Annotated in this window: 14 protein-coding genes; 9 read left to right on the top strand and 5 right to left on the bottom strand. The window is 71.5% G+C overall.

The window, feature by feature from the left end; genetic code table 11:
• Nucleotides 1–12 precede the first annotated feature (12 nt).
• The gene (gene sufU / locus OF819_RS01300; protein WP_267241370.1) at nucleotides 13–504 is read left to right on the top strand and encodes a Fe-S cluster assembly sulfur transfer protein SufU; all 492 of its coding nucleotides are present in this window, start codon (nucleotides 13–15) and stop codon (nucleotides 502–504) included.
• Nucleotides 501–839: a metal-sulfur cluster assembly factor gene (locus tag OF819_RS01305; RefSeq protein WP_267241371.1), complete on the top strand. Its 339-nt coding sequence runs from the start codon at nucleotides 501–503 to the stop codon at nucleotides 837–839. The genes sufU and OF819_RS01305 overlap by 4 nt, the downstream gene beginning before the upstream one ends.
• 78 nt (nucleotides 840–917) lie before the next feature.
• Here the strand turns inward: OF819_RS01305 and OF819_RS01310 are convergent, their stop codons facing one another.
• Nucleotides 918–1,922 (bottom strand): glycerophosphoryl diester phosphodiesterase membrane domain-containing protein, encoded by a 1,005-nt coding sequence (locus tag OF819_RS01310; protein WP_267241372.1) that lies wholly within the window; start codon nucleotides 1,920–1,922, stop codon nucleotides 918–920.
• 212 nt (nucleotides 1,923–2,134) lie between these two features.
• Here OF819_RS01310 and OF819_RS01315 point away from each other — a divergent pair, with 212 nt between their 5' ends.
• From OF819_RS01315 to OF819_RS01330, 4 genes are all read left to right on the top strand, one after another.
• Complete coding sequence (locus OF819_RS01315; protein WP_267241373.1) at nucleotides 2,135–2,461, top strand: DMT family transporter; 327 nt, start codon at nucleotides 2,135–2,137, stop codon at nucleotides 2,459–2,461.
• The gene (locus tag OF819_RS01320; RefSeq protein ID WP_267241374.1) at nucleotides 2,461–3,000 is read left to right on the top strand and encodes a TetR/AcrR family transcriptional regulator; all 540 of its coding nucleotides are present in this window, start codon (nucleotides 2,461–2,463) and stop codon (nucleotides 2,998–3,000) included. Before OF819_RS01315 ends, OF819_RS01320 begins: the two co-directional genes overlap by 1 nt.
• A 377-nt stretch (nucleotides 3,001–3,377) precedes the next feature.
• On the top strand, nucleotides 3,378–4,379 hold the full coding sequence (gene dapD, locus OF819_RS01325) for a 2,3,4,5-tetrahydropyridine-2,6-dicarboxylate N-succinyltransferase (RefSeq protein WP_267241375.1): 1,002 nt from the start codon (nucleotides 3,378–3,380) through the stop codon (nucleotides 4,377–4,379).
• A 115-nt stretch (nucleotides 4,380–4,494) separates the two neighbouring features.
• Nucleotides 4,495–4,701 carry a hypothetical protein gene (locus OF819_RS01330; protein WP_267241376.1) on the top strand — a complete coding sequence of 69 codons (207 nt, stop codon included), beginning with the start codon at nucleotides 4,495–4,497 and terminating at the stop codon, nucleotides 4,699–4,701.
• Here the strand turns inward: OF819_RS01330 and dapA are convergent.
• Both dapA and OF819_RS01340 read right to left on the bottom strand, forming a co-directional pair.
• Entirely contained in the window at nucleotides 4,686–5,609 is a 924-nt protein-coding gene (gene dapA, locus OF819_RS01335) for a 4-hydroxy-tetrahydrodipicolinate synthase (RefSeq protein WP_267241377.1), read from the bottom strand. The genes OF819_RS01330 and dapA overlap by 16 nt on opposite strands.
• 179 nt (nucleotides 5,610–5,788) lie before the next feature.
• Nucleotides 5,789–7,633 carry an endonuclease/exonuclease/phosphatase family protein gene (locus OF819_RS01340; protein ID WP_267241378.1) on the bottom strand — a complete coding sequence of 615 codons (1,845 nt, stop codon included), beginning with the start codon at nucleotides 7,631–7,633 and terminating at the stop codon, nucleotides 5,789–5,791.
• A gap of 292 nt (nucleotides 7,634–7,925) precedes the next feature.
• On the opposite strand from OF819_RS01340, the gene OF819_RS01345 reads away from it, so the two are divergent.
• Nucleotides 7,926–9,392 carry a hypothetical protein gene (locus OF819_RS01345; RefSeq protein WP_267241379.1) on the top strand — a complete coding sequence of 489 codons (1,467 nt, stop codon included), beginning with the start codon at nucleotides 7,926–7,928 and terminating at the stop codon, nucleotides 9,390–9,392.
• Nucleotides 9,393–10,525: 1,133 nt separating this feature from the next.
• Nucleotides 10,526–11,980, top strand: a complete 1,455-nt coding sequence (locus OF819_RS01350; protein WP_267241380.1) for an alkaline phosphatase PhoX — start codon at nucleotides 10,526–10,528, stop codon at nucleotides 11,978–11,980.
• Between the two features lie 112 nt (nucleotides 11,981–12,092).
• Here the strand turns inward: OF819_RS01350 and OF819_RS01355 are convergent, their stop codons facing one another.
• The gene (locus OF819_RS01355; RefSeq protein WP_267241381.1) at nucleotides 12,093–13,334 is read right to left on the bottom strand and encodes a TerD family protein; all 1,242 of its coding nucleotides are present in this window, start codon (nucleotides 13,332–13,334) and stop codon (nucleotides 12,093–12,095) included.
• Between the two features lie 189 nt (nucleotides 13,335–13,523).
• Between OF819_RS01355 and OF819_RS01360 the strand changes: the two genes are divergently transcribed.
• Nucleotides 13,524–14,486 carry an AraC family transcriptional regulator gene (locus tag OF819_RS01360; protein WP_267241382.1) on the top strand — a complete coding sequence of 321 codons (963 nt, stop codon included), beginning with the start codon at nucleotides 13,524–13,526 and terminating at the stop codon, nucleotides 14,484–14,486.
• 248 nt (nucleotides 14,487–14,734) lie between these two features.
• Here the strand turns inward: OF819_RS01360 and OF819_RS01365 are convergent, their stop codons facing one another.
• Complete coding sequence (locus OF819_RS01365; protein WP_267241383.1) at nucleotides 14,735–16,183, bottom strand: peptidoglycan D,D-transpeptidase FtsI family protein; 1,449 nt, start codon at nucleotides 16,181–16,183, stop codon at nucleotides 14,735–14,737.
• Nucleotides 16,184–16,287: the final 104 nt, after the last annotated feature.

A 16,287-nucleotide genomic window follows, 5' to 3' on the forward strand; every position in this document is an offset into this window, starting at 1 on the left:
GGGCTGCTGACCTTGAAGCTGGATTCGATGTACCAGGACGTCATCCTGGACCACTACAAGCACCCGCACGGGCGCGGTCTGCGGGATGGCGACGCCGAGGTGCACCATGTCAATCCGACGTGCGGCGATGAGATCACCCTCCGAGTGAAGTACGACGGTCTGCGCATCGCGGACGTCAGCTATGAGGGCCAGGGCTGCTCCATCAGCCAGGCCAGCGCCTCCGTGCTGAACGAGCTGCTGGTCGGCAAGGAGCTGTCCGAGGCGCAGAAGATCCAGAGCGTCTTTCTGGAGCTGATGCAGTCCAAGGGCCAGATCGAGCCGGACGACGCCATGGAGGAGGTGCTGGAGGACGCGGTGGCGTTCGCCGGCGTCTCCAAGTATCCGGCGCGGGTGAAGTGCGCTCTGCTGAGCTGGATGGCGTGGAAGGACGCGACCGCCCAGGCGCTGGGCGGGGGCGCCGAGACGTCCGATGACGCCGATGAGGCTGTGAGGAAGACGGCATGACCGAGAACGCAGGGGCCGCGGTGAAGCCGGCCTCCGAGGAAGAAGTCCGTGAGGCGCTGTACGACGTCGTCGACCCCGAGCTGGGCATCGACGTGGTCAATCTGGGCCTGATCTACGGCATCCACATCGACGACTCCAATGTGGCGACGCTGGACATGACCCTGACGTCGGCGGCGTGTCCGCTGACCGATGTGATCGAGGACCAGGCGAAGGCCGCGACGGACGGCATCGTCAATGAGCTGAAGATCAACTGGGTCTGGATGCCGCCGTGGGGCCCCGACAAGATCACGGACGATGGCCGTGAGCAGCTGAGGGCGCTCGGCTTCAACGTGTGACACGCGTTCTGGCGCGTGAAGCGGCCGTGCCCGCCGGACGAACCGTCCGGCGGGCACGGCCGTTTGCGTCGCTCGCCGTCATCCGGCGGGTTCGTGCTGGGCCCCGTGGGGCGCCTGGACCTCCTGGGCCGCCTGGGCCAGCGCGGGGGCCAGGTTCTCCTTGCGGATGCGCTGGTCGACGTAGAGCAGGCTGTTCACCAGCTGAGGGAAGATCGCTGCGGCGATCTGGCCGATCAGCGAGCCGATGGCGAACGTGATGAGGCCGACCGCCATGGCGGCGAGGGCCTGCGCCGGTGAGGCGTCGGGGTCCACGGAGGCGCCCGGCAGCAGCGTGGCGAAGCTGAACGGCAGCTGGATGATGTAGGCGGCCACCGCGGCCATGATCGCGGCCAGCAGTGAGATGCCGAAGATCCGCCACCAGTCACCGCGCACCAGCTGGGACGAGCGCCGCAGGGCGGCGACCGGGCTCTGCCGCTCCAGGACGGCCACAGTCGGGGCGAACAGGAACTTCACCCAGAGCCAGACCGACAGCGGAACGGCGGCGAGAAGCAGCAGGGGCAGCAGCGCCCATGCGGCGGTCGCGCCGCTCTGCGTGGCCGCGCCCGCCATAAGCAGGACGAAGCCCGTGGCATACAGCAGGAAGGGGACGGCGAAGACGGTCAGATTCCCCAGCAGGACGGCCCCCAGCACCGAGGGCAGCCGCCCCCAGGCCCGCCGCCACACCGCGCCGAAGATGACCCGGCGGCCGATCACGGCGTCCTGGAGCACGGCCGGGCAGGCCGCCGAGAGCAGCGCCTGGGCGAGCACCATCACGGCCACGCCGATGAGCCAGACGCAGACGAAGGCGACGATGAGCGGACGGATGTCCTCCCACGGCGGTTCCTCGTAGGCCGACGTGTTCACCAGGACGTCGACATGCTCGCTGACCGCAGCGTAGGCGAGCGCGACCACGCCCGCGAAGAGCGCGGCCGCACCTCCGTAGACCGCGAGGGCCATGCCGAAGAGCTGCTTCCAGCAGCGGCCCATCGTCGCGAAAGCGCCCCCGTATATATCGCCCATCCCCAGCGGTCCGAGGGGGATCACGCCCGGTTTGGGCGGCGGGGGCGGAGGCATCCAGCCACCGCCCCACCCCGGCGGCGGGCCTGCGTAAGGCGGATTCCCATAAGCCACTGATGTCTCATCCTCCCCTTGTGCATACGAACGGCACACCGTAGCGCTTGGTGTTCGCCGCGGGTTCCCGGGGGTGTCGACAGTTGTATGTACACCCGTACGCATCGATGTGTACGCTTGTACGCATGGGGATGGGATACGGACTGCTCGCCGCGGCGATAGCGGCGGAGGTGGCCGGCACGACGGCCATGAAATACAGCGACGGCTTCACCCGCCTATGGCCCTCACTGCTCACCGTGGCGGGCTACGGCCTGGCCTTCACACTGCTCGCGCAGACACTCAGAACGCTGGCCGTCGGGACGGTCTACGCGATCTGGTCGGGCGTGGGCACCGCCGCGGTCGCCGCCATCGGCATGATCTGGCTGGGCGAGTCCGCCGGACTGGTCAAGATCGCCGGCATTGCGCTGGTGATCGCCGGGGTCGTGGTGCTGAGTCTGGACGGAGCGCACTGATGGGCCGCCGCTATGACCCCGAGCGCCGCCAGCGCATCATCGACGCGGCGATCCGCGTCGTCGGGCGCAGCGGGATCGCCGGGCTCAGCCATCGCGCGGCGGCGGCCGAGGCGGATGTGCCGCTGGGATCGACGACGTACCACTTCCGCTCCCTCGACGAGCTGCTGGTCGCCGCACTGCGCCAGGCCAACGAGGGCTTCGCCGCGGCGGTCCGGGACAGCGGCGCCCTCGCCGACCCCGAGGCCGACGTCGCCGCGGAGCTCGCCCGGCTGATGGGGGAGTGGCTCGCCGGGGACCGTGCGGGCGCCGAGCTGGAATACGAGCTCTACCTGGCCGCCCTGCGCCGCCCCGCCCTGCGCCCCGTCGCCGCGGAATGGTGCCAGGGCGTCGCAGACACCGTGGCGCGCCGCACGGACGCGGTGACGGCGCGGGCGGTGGTGGCGCTGATGGACGGGATCTGTCTGCAGGTGCTGTTGACGGGGGCGGAGTATGACGAGGGGTATGCGGGGGAGATGTTGGGGCGGGTGCTGCGGGGGTGAGGTGGGGGCCCCTGGGGCTCCGCCCCAGACCCCGTTTTCCGGGGGCTCCGCCCCCGGACCCCCGCGCCTCAAACTCCCCCAGACGGAGTCTGAGGGAGGTGGCTGGGGGAGCTGTGAGGACAAGGCCTTCAGGCCGTACCGGGCGCGGCGGCGCGAAGCTGCCGCCTCCTGGGGCTGCGGGGCGGCAGCCCCTCCCCCCGAAGGGGGGTCAGGGGCGCGGAGCCCCCAGTTTCGGGAAGTGGGGGTCCCCTAACGCCCTGGGGGCGTAAGGGGAGGGGTAGGGGAAACGGCCCGCCGCAGGCGACCGGCCGGCCTCGTGGCGACCGGGAGGTGAGACCGGTTCGCCCCCGGCACCCGCGGCCGGTTAGGTTCATGGCATGACTGACTCGCCCGACAGCACCACAGCTCCACGCACCACCGGCGCCGTCGCCGCCGGACTCGCGACGATCACCCCCGAGGGCGCCGTCCTCGACACCTGGTTCCCCGCGCCCGTGCTCGCGGAGGAGCCCGGGCCCGCCGGGACCGAGCGGCTCTCGGCGGACCGGGCCGTCGAACTGCTCGGGGACGGCGCGGCCAAGGCGATCGGGCCCGACCCGCGCCGCGGCGTCGAGGTCGTCGCCGTGCGCACCGTCATCGCCTCGCTCGACGACAAGCCGCTGGACGCGCACGACGCCTATCTGCGCCTGCATCTGCTCTCCCACCGGCTGGTCCAGCCGCATGGGCAGAACCTCGACGGCATCTTCGGGCTCCTCGCCAATGTGGCGTGGACGAGCCTCGGCCCGGTCGCCGTCGAGCAGGTGGAGACCGTCCGGCTGAACGCCCGCGCCGAAGGGCTGCACCTTCAGGTGACCAGCGTCGACAAGTTCCCGCGTATGACGGATTACGTCGCCCCCAAGGGCGTGCGGATCGCCGACGCCGACCGCGTCCGGCTCGGCGCGCACCTCGCCGAGGGCACCACCGTGATGCACGAGGGCTTCGTCAACTTCAACGCGGGCACCCTCGGCACTTCCATGATCGAGGGCCGGATCTCCGCGGGCGTCGTCGTCGGCGACGGCTCCGACATCGGCGGCGGCGCGTCCACCATGGGCACTCTCTCCGGCGGCGGCAACGTCCGGATCGTCATCGGCGAGCGCTGCCTCATCGGCGCCGAGGCGGGCATCGGCATTCCCCTCGGCGACGAGTGCGTGGTCGAAGCCGGTCTGTATGTCACCGCCGGCACCAGGGTCACCATGCCCGACGGCCAGATCGTCAAGGCCCGGGAGCTGTCCGGCGCGAGCAACATCCTCTTCCGCCGCAACTCCGTCACCGGCGCGGTCGAGGCCCGCCCCAACAACGCGGTCTGGGGCGGTCTCAACGACGTGCTCCACAGCAACGACTGACCGTCGAGGGCTTGTCGCCACCCCATCGGGTGCCTCTGCGTGACCTTTCCTGTGATCAGCGGATGAACAGGTCAAGCGCAGAGGCACCTGCGTTTTCCGAGGACGGAGAGGCGATATGAAGCTCAGGACGACCGTTGTCGGCGCGCTCGCGGCCATCGCATCGCTGGCGCTGCCCGGCGCCGCCGCACACGCCGACGAGACGCACACCGACTCGCACAACGCGCCCGTCGTCGCGCTCCTCAACACCGGTCAGATCGACGACCCGATGGAGGACGTCCTGGAGCACGCCGCGATCCTGGGCTTCACCTACGTATTCGACTGAGCCAGCGCCTCATACGCTGCCAGCAGCCCGTCGGTCATCTCGCGGCCGGCGGGCCGCAGGGGTTCCCGCACCCCGCCCGACGGCAGCCCGAGCGCCCCGAGCAGCGCCTTCGCGGTGACCGTGCCGGGCAGCCCGGACGCCATCATCAGCTCCGTCAGCGGCAGCGCCAGCGCATGGAGCCGCCGCGCCCGCTCGTTGTCCCCTGTGTCATACGCGTCCAGCACGGCCCACAACTGCCGTGGCACGACATTGGCGACCGTGGAGACGAAGCCCGCCCCGCCCACGGCGTACAGCGGCAGGTTCAGCTCCTCGCACCCCGAGTAGTAGGCCAGCCCGCTGCGGGAGATGACCTTCGCGCTGCCCAGCAGGTCATAGGCGCAGTCCTTCACCGCGACGATCCTGGGGTGCTCCGCCAGCCGCAGCATCGTGTCCGGCTCGATGCGCACACCCGTACGGCCGGGGATGTCGTACAGCATGACCGGAACGCCCACGGCGTCCGCGAGCCGCAGGAAGTGCGCTTCCACCGCGTCCTGCGGCGGTCTGCTGTAGTACGGGGCCACCGCCAGCACCCCGTCCGCGCCCGCCGCCTCGGCCTGCCGCGCGAGCTCCAGCGTATGCCGGGTGTCCGCGGTGCCGACGCCCGCGATCACCGTCGCCCGGTCGCCGACGGCCTGCGCCACCGCCCGTACGAGCGTGGCCTTCTCTGCGTCGGACGTCGTGGGCGACTCACCCGTGGTGCCGCTCAGCACCAGGCCGTCGCACCCGCCGTCCACCAGGTGCGCGGCCAGCTTCTGCGCTCCGTCGGGATCGAGCGCGCCGGTGTCGTCGAACGGCGTGACCATCGCGCACAGGGCGCGGCCGAAAGGCCCGAAGGTCCCAGAAGAGGGGGAAGAGGCAATGGAGTCCATTCACGCAGTGTGACCGGCCCGGAGGGCAAGCTCCAGTGAGATCTGCTTCAGCCGATTGCTTAGCACCGCTACGCAGAACGCTCCCCCCGCCGGATCGAGCGGGTCGGCCTTTCCCCGTACGAGCGGTGCACGCCCGCGCTGAGCCTCAGCGCGGGCGTGCAGCGGCTCACGGCGCGGCCCTACGGGCGGAAGCGCAGCACCTGCGGGTCGTGGTCGCTGTTCTGGTCCGCGAACTCCGCGTTGATGTGCACGCTGTCGTAGCTGAAGCGGCGGATGGCCGGGCTGGTGAGGATCTGGTCCAGGACCTGGCTGTTGCCGTCGTACACGTACGAGTAGCGCTCCGAGCGCGGCAGGGAGGTGATCGCCGCGCAGAGCACCCCGCCGTCCGTCAGCGTCTTCGTCGTCTCCGAGAACTCGAAGTCGTTGATGTCGCCGACGACCAGCACACGGGCGGCGCGGTCGGCCTTGAGGAGGTCCTTGACGAAGGTGTTGACCGCCTTCGCCTGCAGGTGGCGCTCCACCTCGGAGGAACGGTTCGGCGGCTGGCGGTGGGAGGCCAGCGACTCATCGCCGCCCTTCGAGGAGAAGTGGTTGGCGATCACGAAGACCGTGCGGCCGCGGAAGGTGAACTCGCCGGCCAGCGGCTTGCGGCTGTTCTCCCAGGCCTTGTTCGCCGGGTCGATCCGGCCGGGGGAGTGGGTCAGGGCGACCTGGCCGTAGTCCTTCGTCACCCCGGTCGGGGTCGTCGCATCGCCGCCCGGGCGGTCGGTGAAGGACACCCGCTCCGGGTTGAAGAGGAACACCTGGCGGATGTTGCCGCCCGGCTGCCCGCCGTCCTTGTTGTTCTCCGGGTCGATGCCGCGCCACTCGTACGCGGGGCCGCCCGCCGCCTTGATCGCGTCCGTGAACTTCCTCAGCGTCTCCTCGGCGCCGACCGTGCCGTCGTTCTTCGGGCCGCTGTCGTCCTGGATCTCCTCCAGGGCGAGGATGTCCGGCGACGCGAGATTGCCGACGACCCCGGCGGCGAGCGCGTCGAACTTCTCCTGCGGGTCCGACGGGTCGAGGTTCTCCACGTTGTATGTGGCGACCGCGAGCTCACCGCGGTACTGCTTGCGGGTCTTCTCCCGCGTCAGACCGCGGTCCACGACCGTGCCGAGGGTGCGCGCGGCCAGCGTGTAGCCGCCGTACTGGCTGAAGTCCAGCGGTCCCTCGGTCCGGCCGGCCAGCACATCGCCGACGTTCGCCTTGGGGAACGGCTGCTCGGCGCGCGGGGTCAGCGACTGGATCTTCAGCCGGCCGGTGTTCTGGGAGGTGTACGAACCGTAGACGGTGCCGCCGCGGCGATTGCGGTGCTCGAACGGATTGACCGTCACCCACATGTCGGAGTACCGGCTGGTGGCCCCGACGACCCGGGAGGAGCCGATGCGTACGTTCATCCCCTCCAGCGACTCGTAGTAGTCCAGCGCATAGCGGTGGGGCCGCAGCGGCAGGTCGTTGATGCTGCCGTCCGCGGCCGGGTCGCCGGACGGGGCGTACGTCCACGGCACCGACCACAGGGAGATCACTTCGGGGGAGGGCACCGGATTGCCGGACGAGACGACGGTGACGGCCGGCCTGCTGATTTCGGTCAGCGACTGGTTGCCGGAGGACTTGCCGCCGGGGACGTACTCCGTGACGGTGCCGGAGACCGTCACACGGTCGCCCACCGCCACGGTCGGCGCGGAGCCCGTGTAGACGAACAGGCCCTCGCTGGTGGCGTCGTTGCCGTCGCCCTCGGCGTCCTGGAACCAGAAGCCCTTCGAGCCGTAGGTCCGTACACCTGTGACGATGCCCGGGACATCCGAGACCTGCTGCCCGGCGAGCGGGGATATCCGGGTGGTGCCCTGGATGTCGTGGATGCGGACGACCATGTCGTCCGAGGCGGCGGCGGAGGCCGGGGAGGAGCCGGCGAGCAGACCGGCGGCCAGCGCCGCGGCGACGACGGCCGAGAGCGCGGAGGGTCTCGGCAGGGCGGAGGAAGACATGCGAACTCCGGAGTGAGGGGTGGTCAGAAAGGCGGAGTGGAGCTGTGCGGTGGCTCTACGCGCGTCAATCTCTTGGCTGAGAAGGGTACTTGTCAAGGGTTGACAGGTGTATCCGCGATGACGCGTGGATGAACCGAGTCGCGGCCGGCGCGGCGACGGCCACCGGGGTCTGCCGCACTGCTCCCGGCCGCCCGCGGGCGAGCGCGGCGAAACGGGCGGGATTGCGTCTACGCTGGGGATCTCGCAGGCCCCGCCAGGATCCGTTCGCGTACGCGCCGAGGAGATCGACCAGATGCCCGAAGACCGCCCCACCCTGCCCCCGGTGCTGCTGCACACGGACGCGGAGCTCGCACGGGACGCGCTCGCCGCGCCGCTGCTCTCCAGGGCCGTACGGCTCGCCCGCTGGGCAGGTCCTGCGACGCGGGTCGGCGCGGGCGGCGAACTGATCGAGGAACAGCTCCCTGCGGCCGCTGGCGAGTTGGGGCTCCCCGCCGACCAGGACGGCGCGGCGCATGCGAGCGAGGCATGGCGCATCGCGGTCGACACCGGACTCGTCGAGGTCTCGGAGCCGGACGAGAACGCCGAGGACGAGGAGGCGGAGTACGGCGGCGCGAGCGCCGGGGAGAGCCTGGAGCTCGTCACCTCCGGCAGCCCCCAGGACGTGCTCGCCATCTGGCAGGAGGCCTTCGAGGCCGTGCACGCCGATGCCACCGCGCCCGTCCTGGACGACCTCGACGACATCCTCAGCGAGGACGGCGAGATCGACTTCTCGGCGCTGGACTGGGACCCGGAGGCGGAGACCGAGTTCCTCGACGGGGTCCTCGGGAACCTGTACCTCCTCACCGTCTCCGGCGGCGGCGCTGCCGAGGAGCCCGTGCCGCTGCCCGCGCTGGCCGCGTCGATGATCGTGCCCGACGACATGGGCGAGCCCACCGACGACGTCCTGGAGCAGGTGTCCGAGGCGATGATGCGGCTGGACGACCAGTTCCGGCTGTTCGAGCCGCTCGGACTCGTCGAATACCGGCCGGTGGACGAGGCGCTGCTGGCCGAGGAGGCCGGCGATGAAGCAGCCGTGCCGCCGGGGGACGAAGAGGACGTGTCCCGGTACGGGCTGGTCCGGCTGACACCCCTCGGGCTGTACGGCGTCCGGACCCGGATGCTGGAGGCCGGGGTGGACGCGCCGGCGGTCGGGGACCTGGCGGACAAGGACGCGGACGCGCTGCTCGACGGGCTGGCCTGCTACCCGGAGATGGCGGCGCGGGCGGAGACCGAGCAGTGGCTGGCGCGGCGCGGAGTCGGGGACGCGGCGGTCCAGCTCCTCGCGGCGGCCAAGGGCGCCGACGAGGGCGCTCCACTGCGCCGGCTTCACTGCCAGCAGGCGCTGACCCTCGTCGGCGCCCAAGCCGAGCCCGCGGTACGGGCAGTGCTGGACGACCCCGAACTGGGCGGGCTGGCGCGGGTGTGGCTCGCCGAACGCGGCGCGACGGATGTGCCGCCGCCGTCCGAGTCGATGGTCTTCTGGCTGGCCATCGACACCATCGCCGCGCAACTGGACGCGGAGGGCGAGCCGGAGGAACTCCAGGAGCTGGTGGAGGGCCTGGTCGGGCGGCACGGCGGGTTCTTCGAGCAGGCATGGCGGGTGGAGCATCCGGCGACGGCGGAGGTGCTGGAGGCGATGGGGAGGCTGCACGGGGACAGGAAGCTGGCGAAGGAGGCGCGCAAGGCGGCCTTCAAGGCCCGCTCCCGTCAGGCGTCCTGACGCCCCGGGCGTCCTGCGGGGCCGGGGTGCGCCCGGGGTTGCGGCTGCCCGTCCGTGCGGCACGCCCGTGGCCCGGGCCGGTGCCTTTCCCACCCACCCGCCCGTTTCCGGCACCTCGTCGGGTGCGGGCCGGGGCGCCCCGGGGGGCGCGGCTGCCCGTTCGTGCGGGTTGCCCGTGGCGGGGGCGGGTGCTTGTCCCTCCCGCTTTCCCCCTTCGCCCTGGGGGGTGGGGGGACCCCCACGTTTCCAGCACCTCGTCGGGTGCGGCGGGTGGGTGGGGGGTCCGGCACCCCGCCGGGTGCGGGTGAGGGGGGACTCGCATCCTGTCGGGTGCGGGGACGCCGGGGCAGTCGGCCCGTCTGGGGCGGAGGGGCCGTGCAGGGTCGCCCCCGCAGAGGACCGGCGGCAAGACCGGGGTGACCCTGACAAGGGCGGTCACGCCGCCGGCCTTGAGGAGGTGAGCCCGGAGGGGCCCCGACCACCCGAGGCGGGACAAGGCCCCGAGCCCCAGGGCACCCAAGGAACAGGCAACCCGCGCCGCGCAGGGGCCCCGGCGTGCCCAAGGGCCCGAGGAGCCCGTGCCCTGCGGAGGTCGGCGTGCTCAAGGGCCCGAGGAGCCCCGCGGTCTGCGGAGGTCGGCGTGCCCAAGGGCCCGAGGTGCCCGTGCCCTGCGGAGGTCGGCGTGCTCAAGGCCCCGAGGTGCCCGCGGTCTGCGGAGGCCAGCGGCCCGAGGTGCCCGCGGTCTGCGGAGGTGGGCACGCCCGGGGAACCCTCACGGCGCGAAGCGCCGCCAGGGGGTGTAGGGGGCGAAGCCCCCTACACCAAAAAGGGGCGGGTGGGTGGGGAAAGGCCCCGCGCCCGCGGAGGAGGGCACGCCCCGGCGACCCCCACGGCGCGCAGCGCCGCACAGGGGTGTGCGGGGCGAAGCCCCCACACCCACACAGGGCGGGTGGGTGGGAAAGGGCCCGCGCCCGCGGAACGGCGCGTACGCGCCGTCCGCACACGCCCGCCCCCCGCCACAATCCCCACCAGAAGTCCCCCGATGTCGGGCTTCGTTCAGGCGGCGTTTATACGCGAGCGCAAGGGTGACGCCCGACATCAGCCACGCTGGATGCGTCCCTCAGGAGACCTTGATGCCGCTCACCCGCAGGGAGTTCACCAGACAGTCCGCGCTCACCGGCACCGCCGTCGCCCTCACCGGCGCCGTCGGCTCGCTCGCCACCGCGCCCGGCGCCCTCGCCGCCGAGGAGGGCGACACCCTCGGCCAGGGCGTCGCCGACGACGGCTACGGCGACGGCTACGGCCACCGCTGCCGCCCCGGCTACGGCCCGCTCCTCCCCGACCCGGAGGGCATCCTCGCGCTGCCCGCCGGCTTCCGCTATGAGATCGTCACGCACAGCGGCGTCACCCGGCTGGAGTCCGGCGAGTTCACGCCCGCCAAGCACGACGGCGCCGCTGCCTTCGACGGCCCGCGCGGAGTGACGCTGCTGGTCGTCAACCATGAGCTGAAGGGCCCCCGGGACCGGTGGGAGCACCCCGTGCCGCTCACCGAGGGCCTGGTGTACGACCCGGCCGCGGCCGGCGGCTGCACCGTCGTGGAGATCCGCCGTGACGGCCGTACCGCCGAGTGGGTCGGCATCGCCGGCACCTCCACCAACTGCGCAGGCGGCGGCACCCCCTGGGGCACCTGGCTGACGTGCGAGGAGAACTCCGACCGCGCCGGCGAGAACGGCATGACCAGGGACCACGGCTATGTGTTCGAGGTGGACCCCTATGACCGCCGCGCCAACCGCGATCCCAAGCCCATCAAGGCGTTCGGCCGCTTCGACCACGAGGCCGTGGTCATCGACCCCCGCCGCGGCCACGCCTATCTGACGGAGGACGACTCCAAGCCGAACGGCCTGTTCTACCGCTGGGTTCCGCCGCGCGGCTTCACTCATCGCCGCGTCCGGCTGCGCGACCTCGCCGATGACGCGGGCGTGCTCCAGGCGCCCCGCTGCTTCGATTCGGGCGGCCGGTTCGTCGACGACCTCTCCCGTGCGGCCCGTATCGGCACGGTGTACGGGGTCGACTGGATCGACGTCCCCGACCGCGACGCCAAGGAGACCCCCGTCCGCGAGCAGTTCGGGGACGGTGAAGTGACTCGCGCCCGCAAGCTGGAAGGCATGTGGTGGGGCGACGGCGGCGCGTACTTCGTCTCGTCGTACGCCCGTGGCGAGAGCCCCGGCGAGCCGCACGACGGGCAGGTCTGGTTCTACAACCCGCGCCGCCGCACGCTCACCCTCAAGGTGCTGCTGGGCGTCAACGCGAACCGGGACGAGGACGGGGCGTTCGACGGACCCGACAACATCACGGTCTCCCCGTACGGCGGACTGGTCCTCGCCGAGGACGGCGAGGGCATCCAGCACCTGTTCGGCGCGACCGACCGCGGCCGCACCTACCCGATCGCCCGCAATGACCTCAACGACAGCGAGTTCGCGGGCGTCGTCTTCTCTCCCGACGGACGCACGCTGTACGCCAGCATCCAGGAGCCCGGCATCCTCCTGGCCATCACCGGCCCGTGGCGGCGTCACTCGCCCCGCCACTGAGTGTGCGCTGAATGTGCGCGGCCGGCCTCCTGCCGCCTGTCCCGGCGGCAGGAGGCCGACCGTGGCGCGCGCTCACCGGCCCCGGCGCGGGCTCACCGGCCGCGGCGCGCGCTCACAGGGCCTGGGCCGCCGGCTTGACCATGCCGCGGACGGTGCGCGACTTCACGAAGTCGCCCATCGCGGTCATCTCCCACTCGCCCGAGAACTGCCTGATCAGCTTGGCCATCATCACACCGGTCTGCGGCTCTGCGCTGGTGAGGTCGAAGCGGACGAGCTCCTCGCCGGTCATGGCGTCGATCAGCCGGCAGTACGCCTTGGCGACCTCCGTGAACTTCTGTCCGGAGAAGGAGTTCACCGTGAACACCAGGCCCGTCGCCTCCGCGGGGAGCCGGCCCAGGTCCACGACGATCACCTCGTCGTCGCCCGCACCCTCGCCCGTGAGATTGTCGCCGGAGTGCTTGACGGCCCCGTTGAGGATCGACAGCTTGCCGAAGTAGCAGCTGTCGAGGTGATTGCGGTTGGGGCCGTAGGCGATGACGGAGGCGTCCAGGTCGATGTCCTTGCCGCGGAACGCGGGCTCCCAGCCGAGGCCCATCTTCACCTGGGACAGCAGCGGCCGGCCGCCCTTGACCAGGGACACGGTCTGGTTCTTCTGGAGGCTGACCCGGCCCTTGTCCAGATTGATCTTCCCGGCGCCGGGCGCGGCAGCCCCGGCAGCCCCGGCAGCCCCGGCAGGCGTCGGGGCCGCGGCAGCCGCCGGGGGCGCCGAGGGCATCGGCGGGGCGGCCACGCGGGGGTCGGCGGCAGCCGGGGCGGCGGGGGCGGGCGGAGCCATCGGCGCGGCGGCCGGCTCCTCGTCGACCGAGACGCCGAAGTCCGTGGCGATGCCCGCCAGCCCGTTCGCATACCCCTGGCCGACCGCGCGCGCCTTCCACGCGCCGTTGCGCAGATAGATCTCGACAACGACGAGCGCCGTCTCCGCACCGAGCCGCGGGGGAGTGAAGGTGGCGAGCGCCGTCCCGTCGTCGGCGTTGCGGAGGGTGGCGGTGGGCTCGATGCCCTGGAAGGTCTGCCCTGCCGCGTCCGGGCTGGCGGTGACGACGATCTTCTCAATGCCGGGCGGCACCGCGGCGGTGTCCACGATGATCGCGTCGGGGGCCGCCCCGCCGCCCGAGCGGTAGGTGACACCGGGGCCCGTGGGCTGGTTGTAGAAGATGAAGTCGTCGTCGGAGCGCACCTTGCCGTCGGCGGTGAGCAGCAGGCCCGATACGTCGAGCCGCACCGGAGCGGCGACGTCCACCGCCACACGGGCGGCGGAGAGGGGAATGTTCGAGCCGGGGGTCATAGCTGTCATGCCAGACGTAACGAGCGAGACGCCTTTACCGTTCCATTGCCTTCGCCCCGTCCCGCCCGTCCAGCCCGCCGTCGTCAACCGGGCGTCGCCCGAATCCGCCTGCGCCGGGTGACGGTGAACCCGATGGTCCGCTCATCCGGCCATCCTCATGTGTGCACGGCCGTACAGCACGTGAATATCCTTCATCCCGTGGGTGGGAGCTCCTTCCGTACGGAAGATGTGGACGAGGCACGGGTGGAGATCGGCGACAAGTTCTACGCCACGTCCATCGACGTGCTCGGACGGGAACGGTCCTTCGCGGCCCGGTTCGACACCGTGCGCCTCGGGGCGCTGACGATGGGCGACTTCTCCTTCGACGCCGATGTGCGGCTGCGCTTCGGGGAACTGGGCCACTACCACGTCGACGCGCTGCTCTCCGGCTGCCTGGACTGGCGGCAGGGCGAGCGGAACACGGCCACGGCGACCGTCGACGAGGGTGTGTTCTTCGATCCGGCGGGCAAGGTGTCCCTGGACCGCTGGAGACGCGACTGCCGGGTCCTCGCGGTCAAGATCGACCCCCAGGAGCTGCGCAGCCATATGGAGCGGCTGCTCGGCCGCGCCCTGCCCGGCCCGCCGCAGTTCGTTCCGCGGATCGATCTCTCCACCGCCGCCGGGCGCGGCTGGGTGCGGCTGGTGCAGCGGACGGTCGAGGACGCCGCCCGGGAAGACTCGCTGCTGCGGCGGCCGCTCGTGGCCGCACCCTTGCAGGAAGCGCTGCTCAACGGCCTGCTGCTGGCCGCCGACCATCCCTACCGGGATGAGCTGGACCGCCCGCCGCCCGCTCTGCGGCCCGCACCGGTCAAGCGGGCCGTGGACGCCATCCACGAGCGCCCCGAGCATCCCTTCAGCACCGCGGAACTCGCCCAGATCGCGCAGGTCAGCGCCCGCTGGCTGCAGGAGGCCTTCCGCAGATACGTGGGGATGCCGCCGATGGCGTATCTGCGGGACGTCCGCCTGACGCGGGTGCGGGAGGAGCTGCGGCGCGGCGACCCCGCCGAGCTGAGCGTGAGCGATGCCGCCTGGCGCTGGGGTTTCGGCCACACGGGGCGGTTCGCCGCCCAGTACCGGGCGAGGTTCGGCGAGGCGCCCTCCCAGACGCTTCGGGCACGCTGACCGGGCCCGTGCACAGTTCGGTGCGTTTTCCGGACTGACTGTGCGCGGAACGGACCGCCTCCGGGAGCAAACGCTTCTAAGGTCCTGACCACGGGTGAGTGGCGTCGGCGCTACTCACCCTCGCCCCTCACCGCCCACTCGCCCGTGCGAGTGGGCGGTTCGGCGCGGGCGCCATGCCCGGCGGGCCCGCGCCGAACCCTTCAGCGTCCTGTGCGATCGGCGTCGTGTCCGTTCGGCGGCAGGGCCGTTCAGCGCAGTGCCGCCGCCATCGTCTTCTGCGCCACCGGGGCTGCCAGACCGTTGCCGCTGACCTCCGAGCGCGCCGCGCCCGAGTCCTCGATGAGCACCGCGACCGCCACCTCCTTGCCCGTCGTCGAGCTCTTCGCGTACGACGTGAACCAGGCGTACGGCGTCTTGCTGTTGTTCTCACCGTGCTGGGCGGTGCCGGTCTTGCCGCCCACCTCGGCCCCGGAGATCTTGGCGTTGGAGCCGGTGCCGTCCTCGACCACCGTCACCATCGCACTGCGCAGCTGCTCGGCCGTCGAGGAGGAGACGATCCGCCGTTCCTCGCCGTCCTCGTACGACTCAAGGGTGTCGCCGTCCGCGTCCACCACCTTGGAGACCATATGCGGCGCGGCCAGCACCCCGTCGTTGGCGAGGGCCGCGGACACCATCGCGATCTGCAGCGGGGTGGCGGTGACGTCGAACTGTCCGATGCCCGTCTGCGCCACCTGGTCCTTGCTCATGTCCGAGGGGTACACGCTCGGATAGGCGCGCACCGGCACATCCTGCTTCTTGTCGTTGAAGCCGAACTTCTCCGCCATCGCCGTCATCTTCTCCTCGCCCAGATCGGCGGCCAGCTTCGCGAAGACGTTGTTGCACGAGTACCGCAGCGCCGTGCGGAGGGTGGCGTTCTCGCAGGGCGCGGCAGGGTTCTCGTTGTTCAGCACCGTACGGGTGCCAGGCAGGGTGTACGGGTCGGGGCTGTCGGTCTGCTCGTCGACCGAGTCGTACAGGCCGTTCTCCAGCGCCGCCGCCGCGACCACCAGCTTGAAGGTGGAGCCGGGCGGCAGCGGCTGCCGCAGCGCCCGGTTGACCATGGGCTTGTCCTCGTCCGACTGCAGCTGCTGCCAGTTCTCGCCGTCCCCCGTGCCGGTGATCTTCGACGGGTCGTACGAGGGCGTGCTGACCATGGCGAGGATGCGCCCGGTCTTCGGGTCGATGGCGACGGCCGCGCCCTTCTTCTTCCCCAGCGCCCGGTACGCGGCCTTCTGCACCGCGGGGTCGACGGTGGTCAGCACATCGCCCGGCTCCTGCCGCTTGCCCGTCAGCGCGTCGACCGGGTTCTTCAGCCGGTTGTCGGTGCCGTCGAGGACCTCGCTGTAGATGCCTTCGAGCTGGGGCGCCCCGTACACCTGCGAGCTGAAGCCGGTGACGGCCGCATACAGCTCGCCTTCCTTGTATGTGCGCTTGTACGCCAGATCACTGCCGCTGGTCCTCTCCGAGCCGGTGACCGCGGAACCGGCCACGATGATGTCGCCCAGCGGCTGCGCATACTGCGCGATGACCTTCCGCCGGTTGTGCTTGTCGTCCGCGAGAGCGTCGGCCTGGTACGCCTGCACCCAGGTCGCCCGCACCAGCAGGGCGAGCACCAGCAGCAGACCGAAGACCGAAGCATGCCTGATCGTCTTGTTCATCGCGAAGACAAGGACGAGTGGCGCAAAGCGGTACGTTCCAGATGGCCGCTCTTCTCAGGAACTCTTCATCCGGGCTCCCCCCCCACGCGGCCTGCCCGGCCTTT

Origin of the sequence: Streptomyces sp. PR69 (genome assembly GCF_026420845.1) — a bacterium.
Classification (GTDB): domain Bacteria; phylum Actinomycetota; class Actinomycetes; order Streptomycetales; family Streptomycetaceae; genus Streptomyces.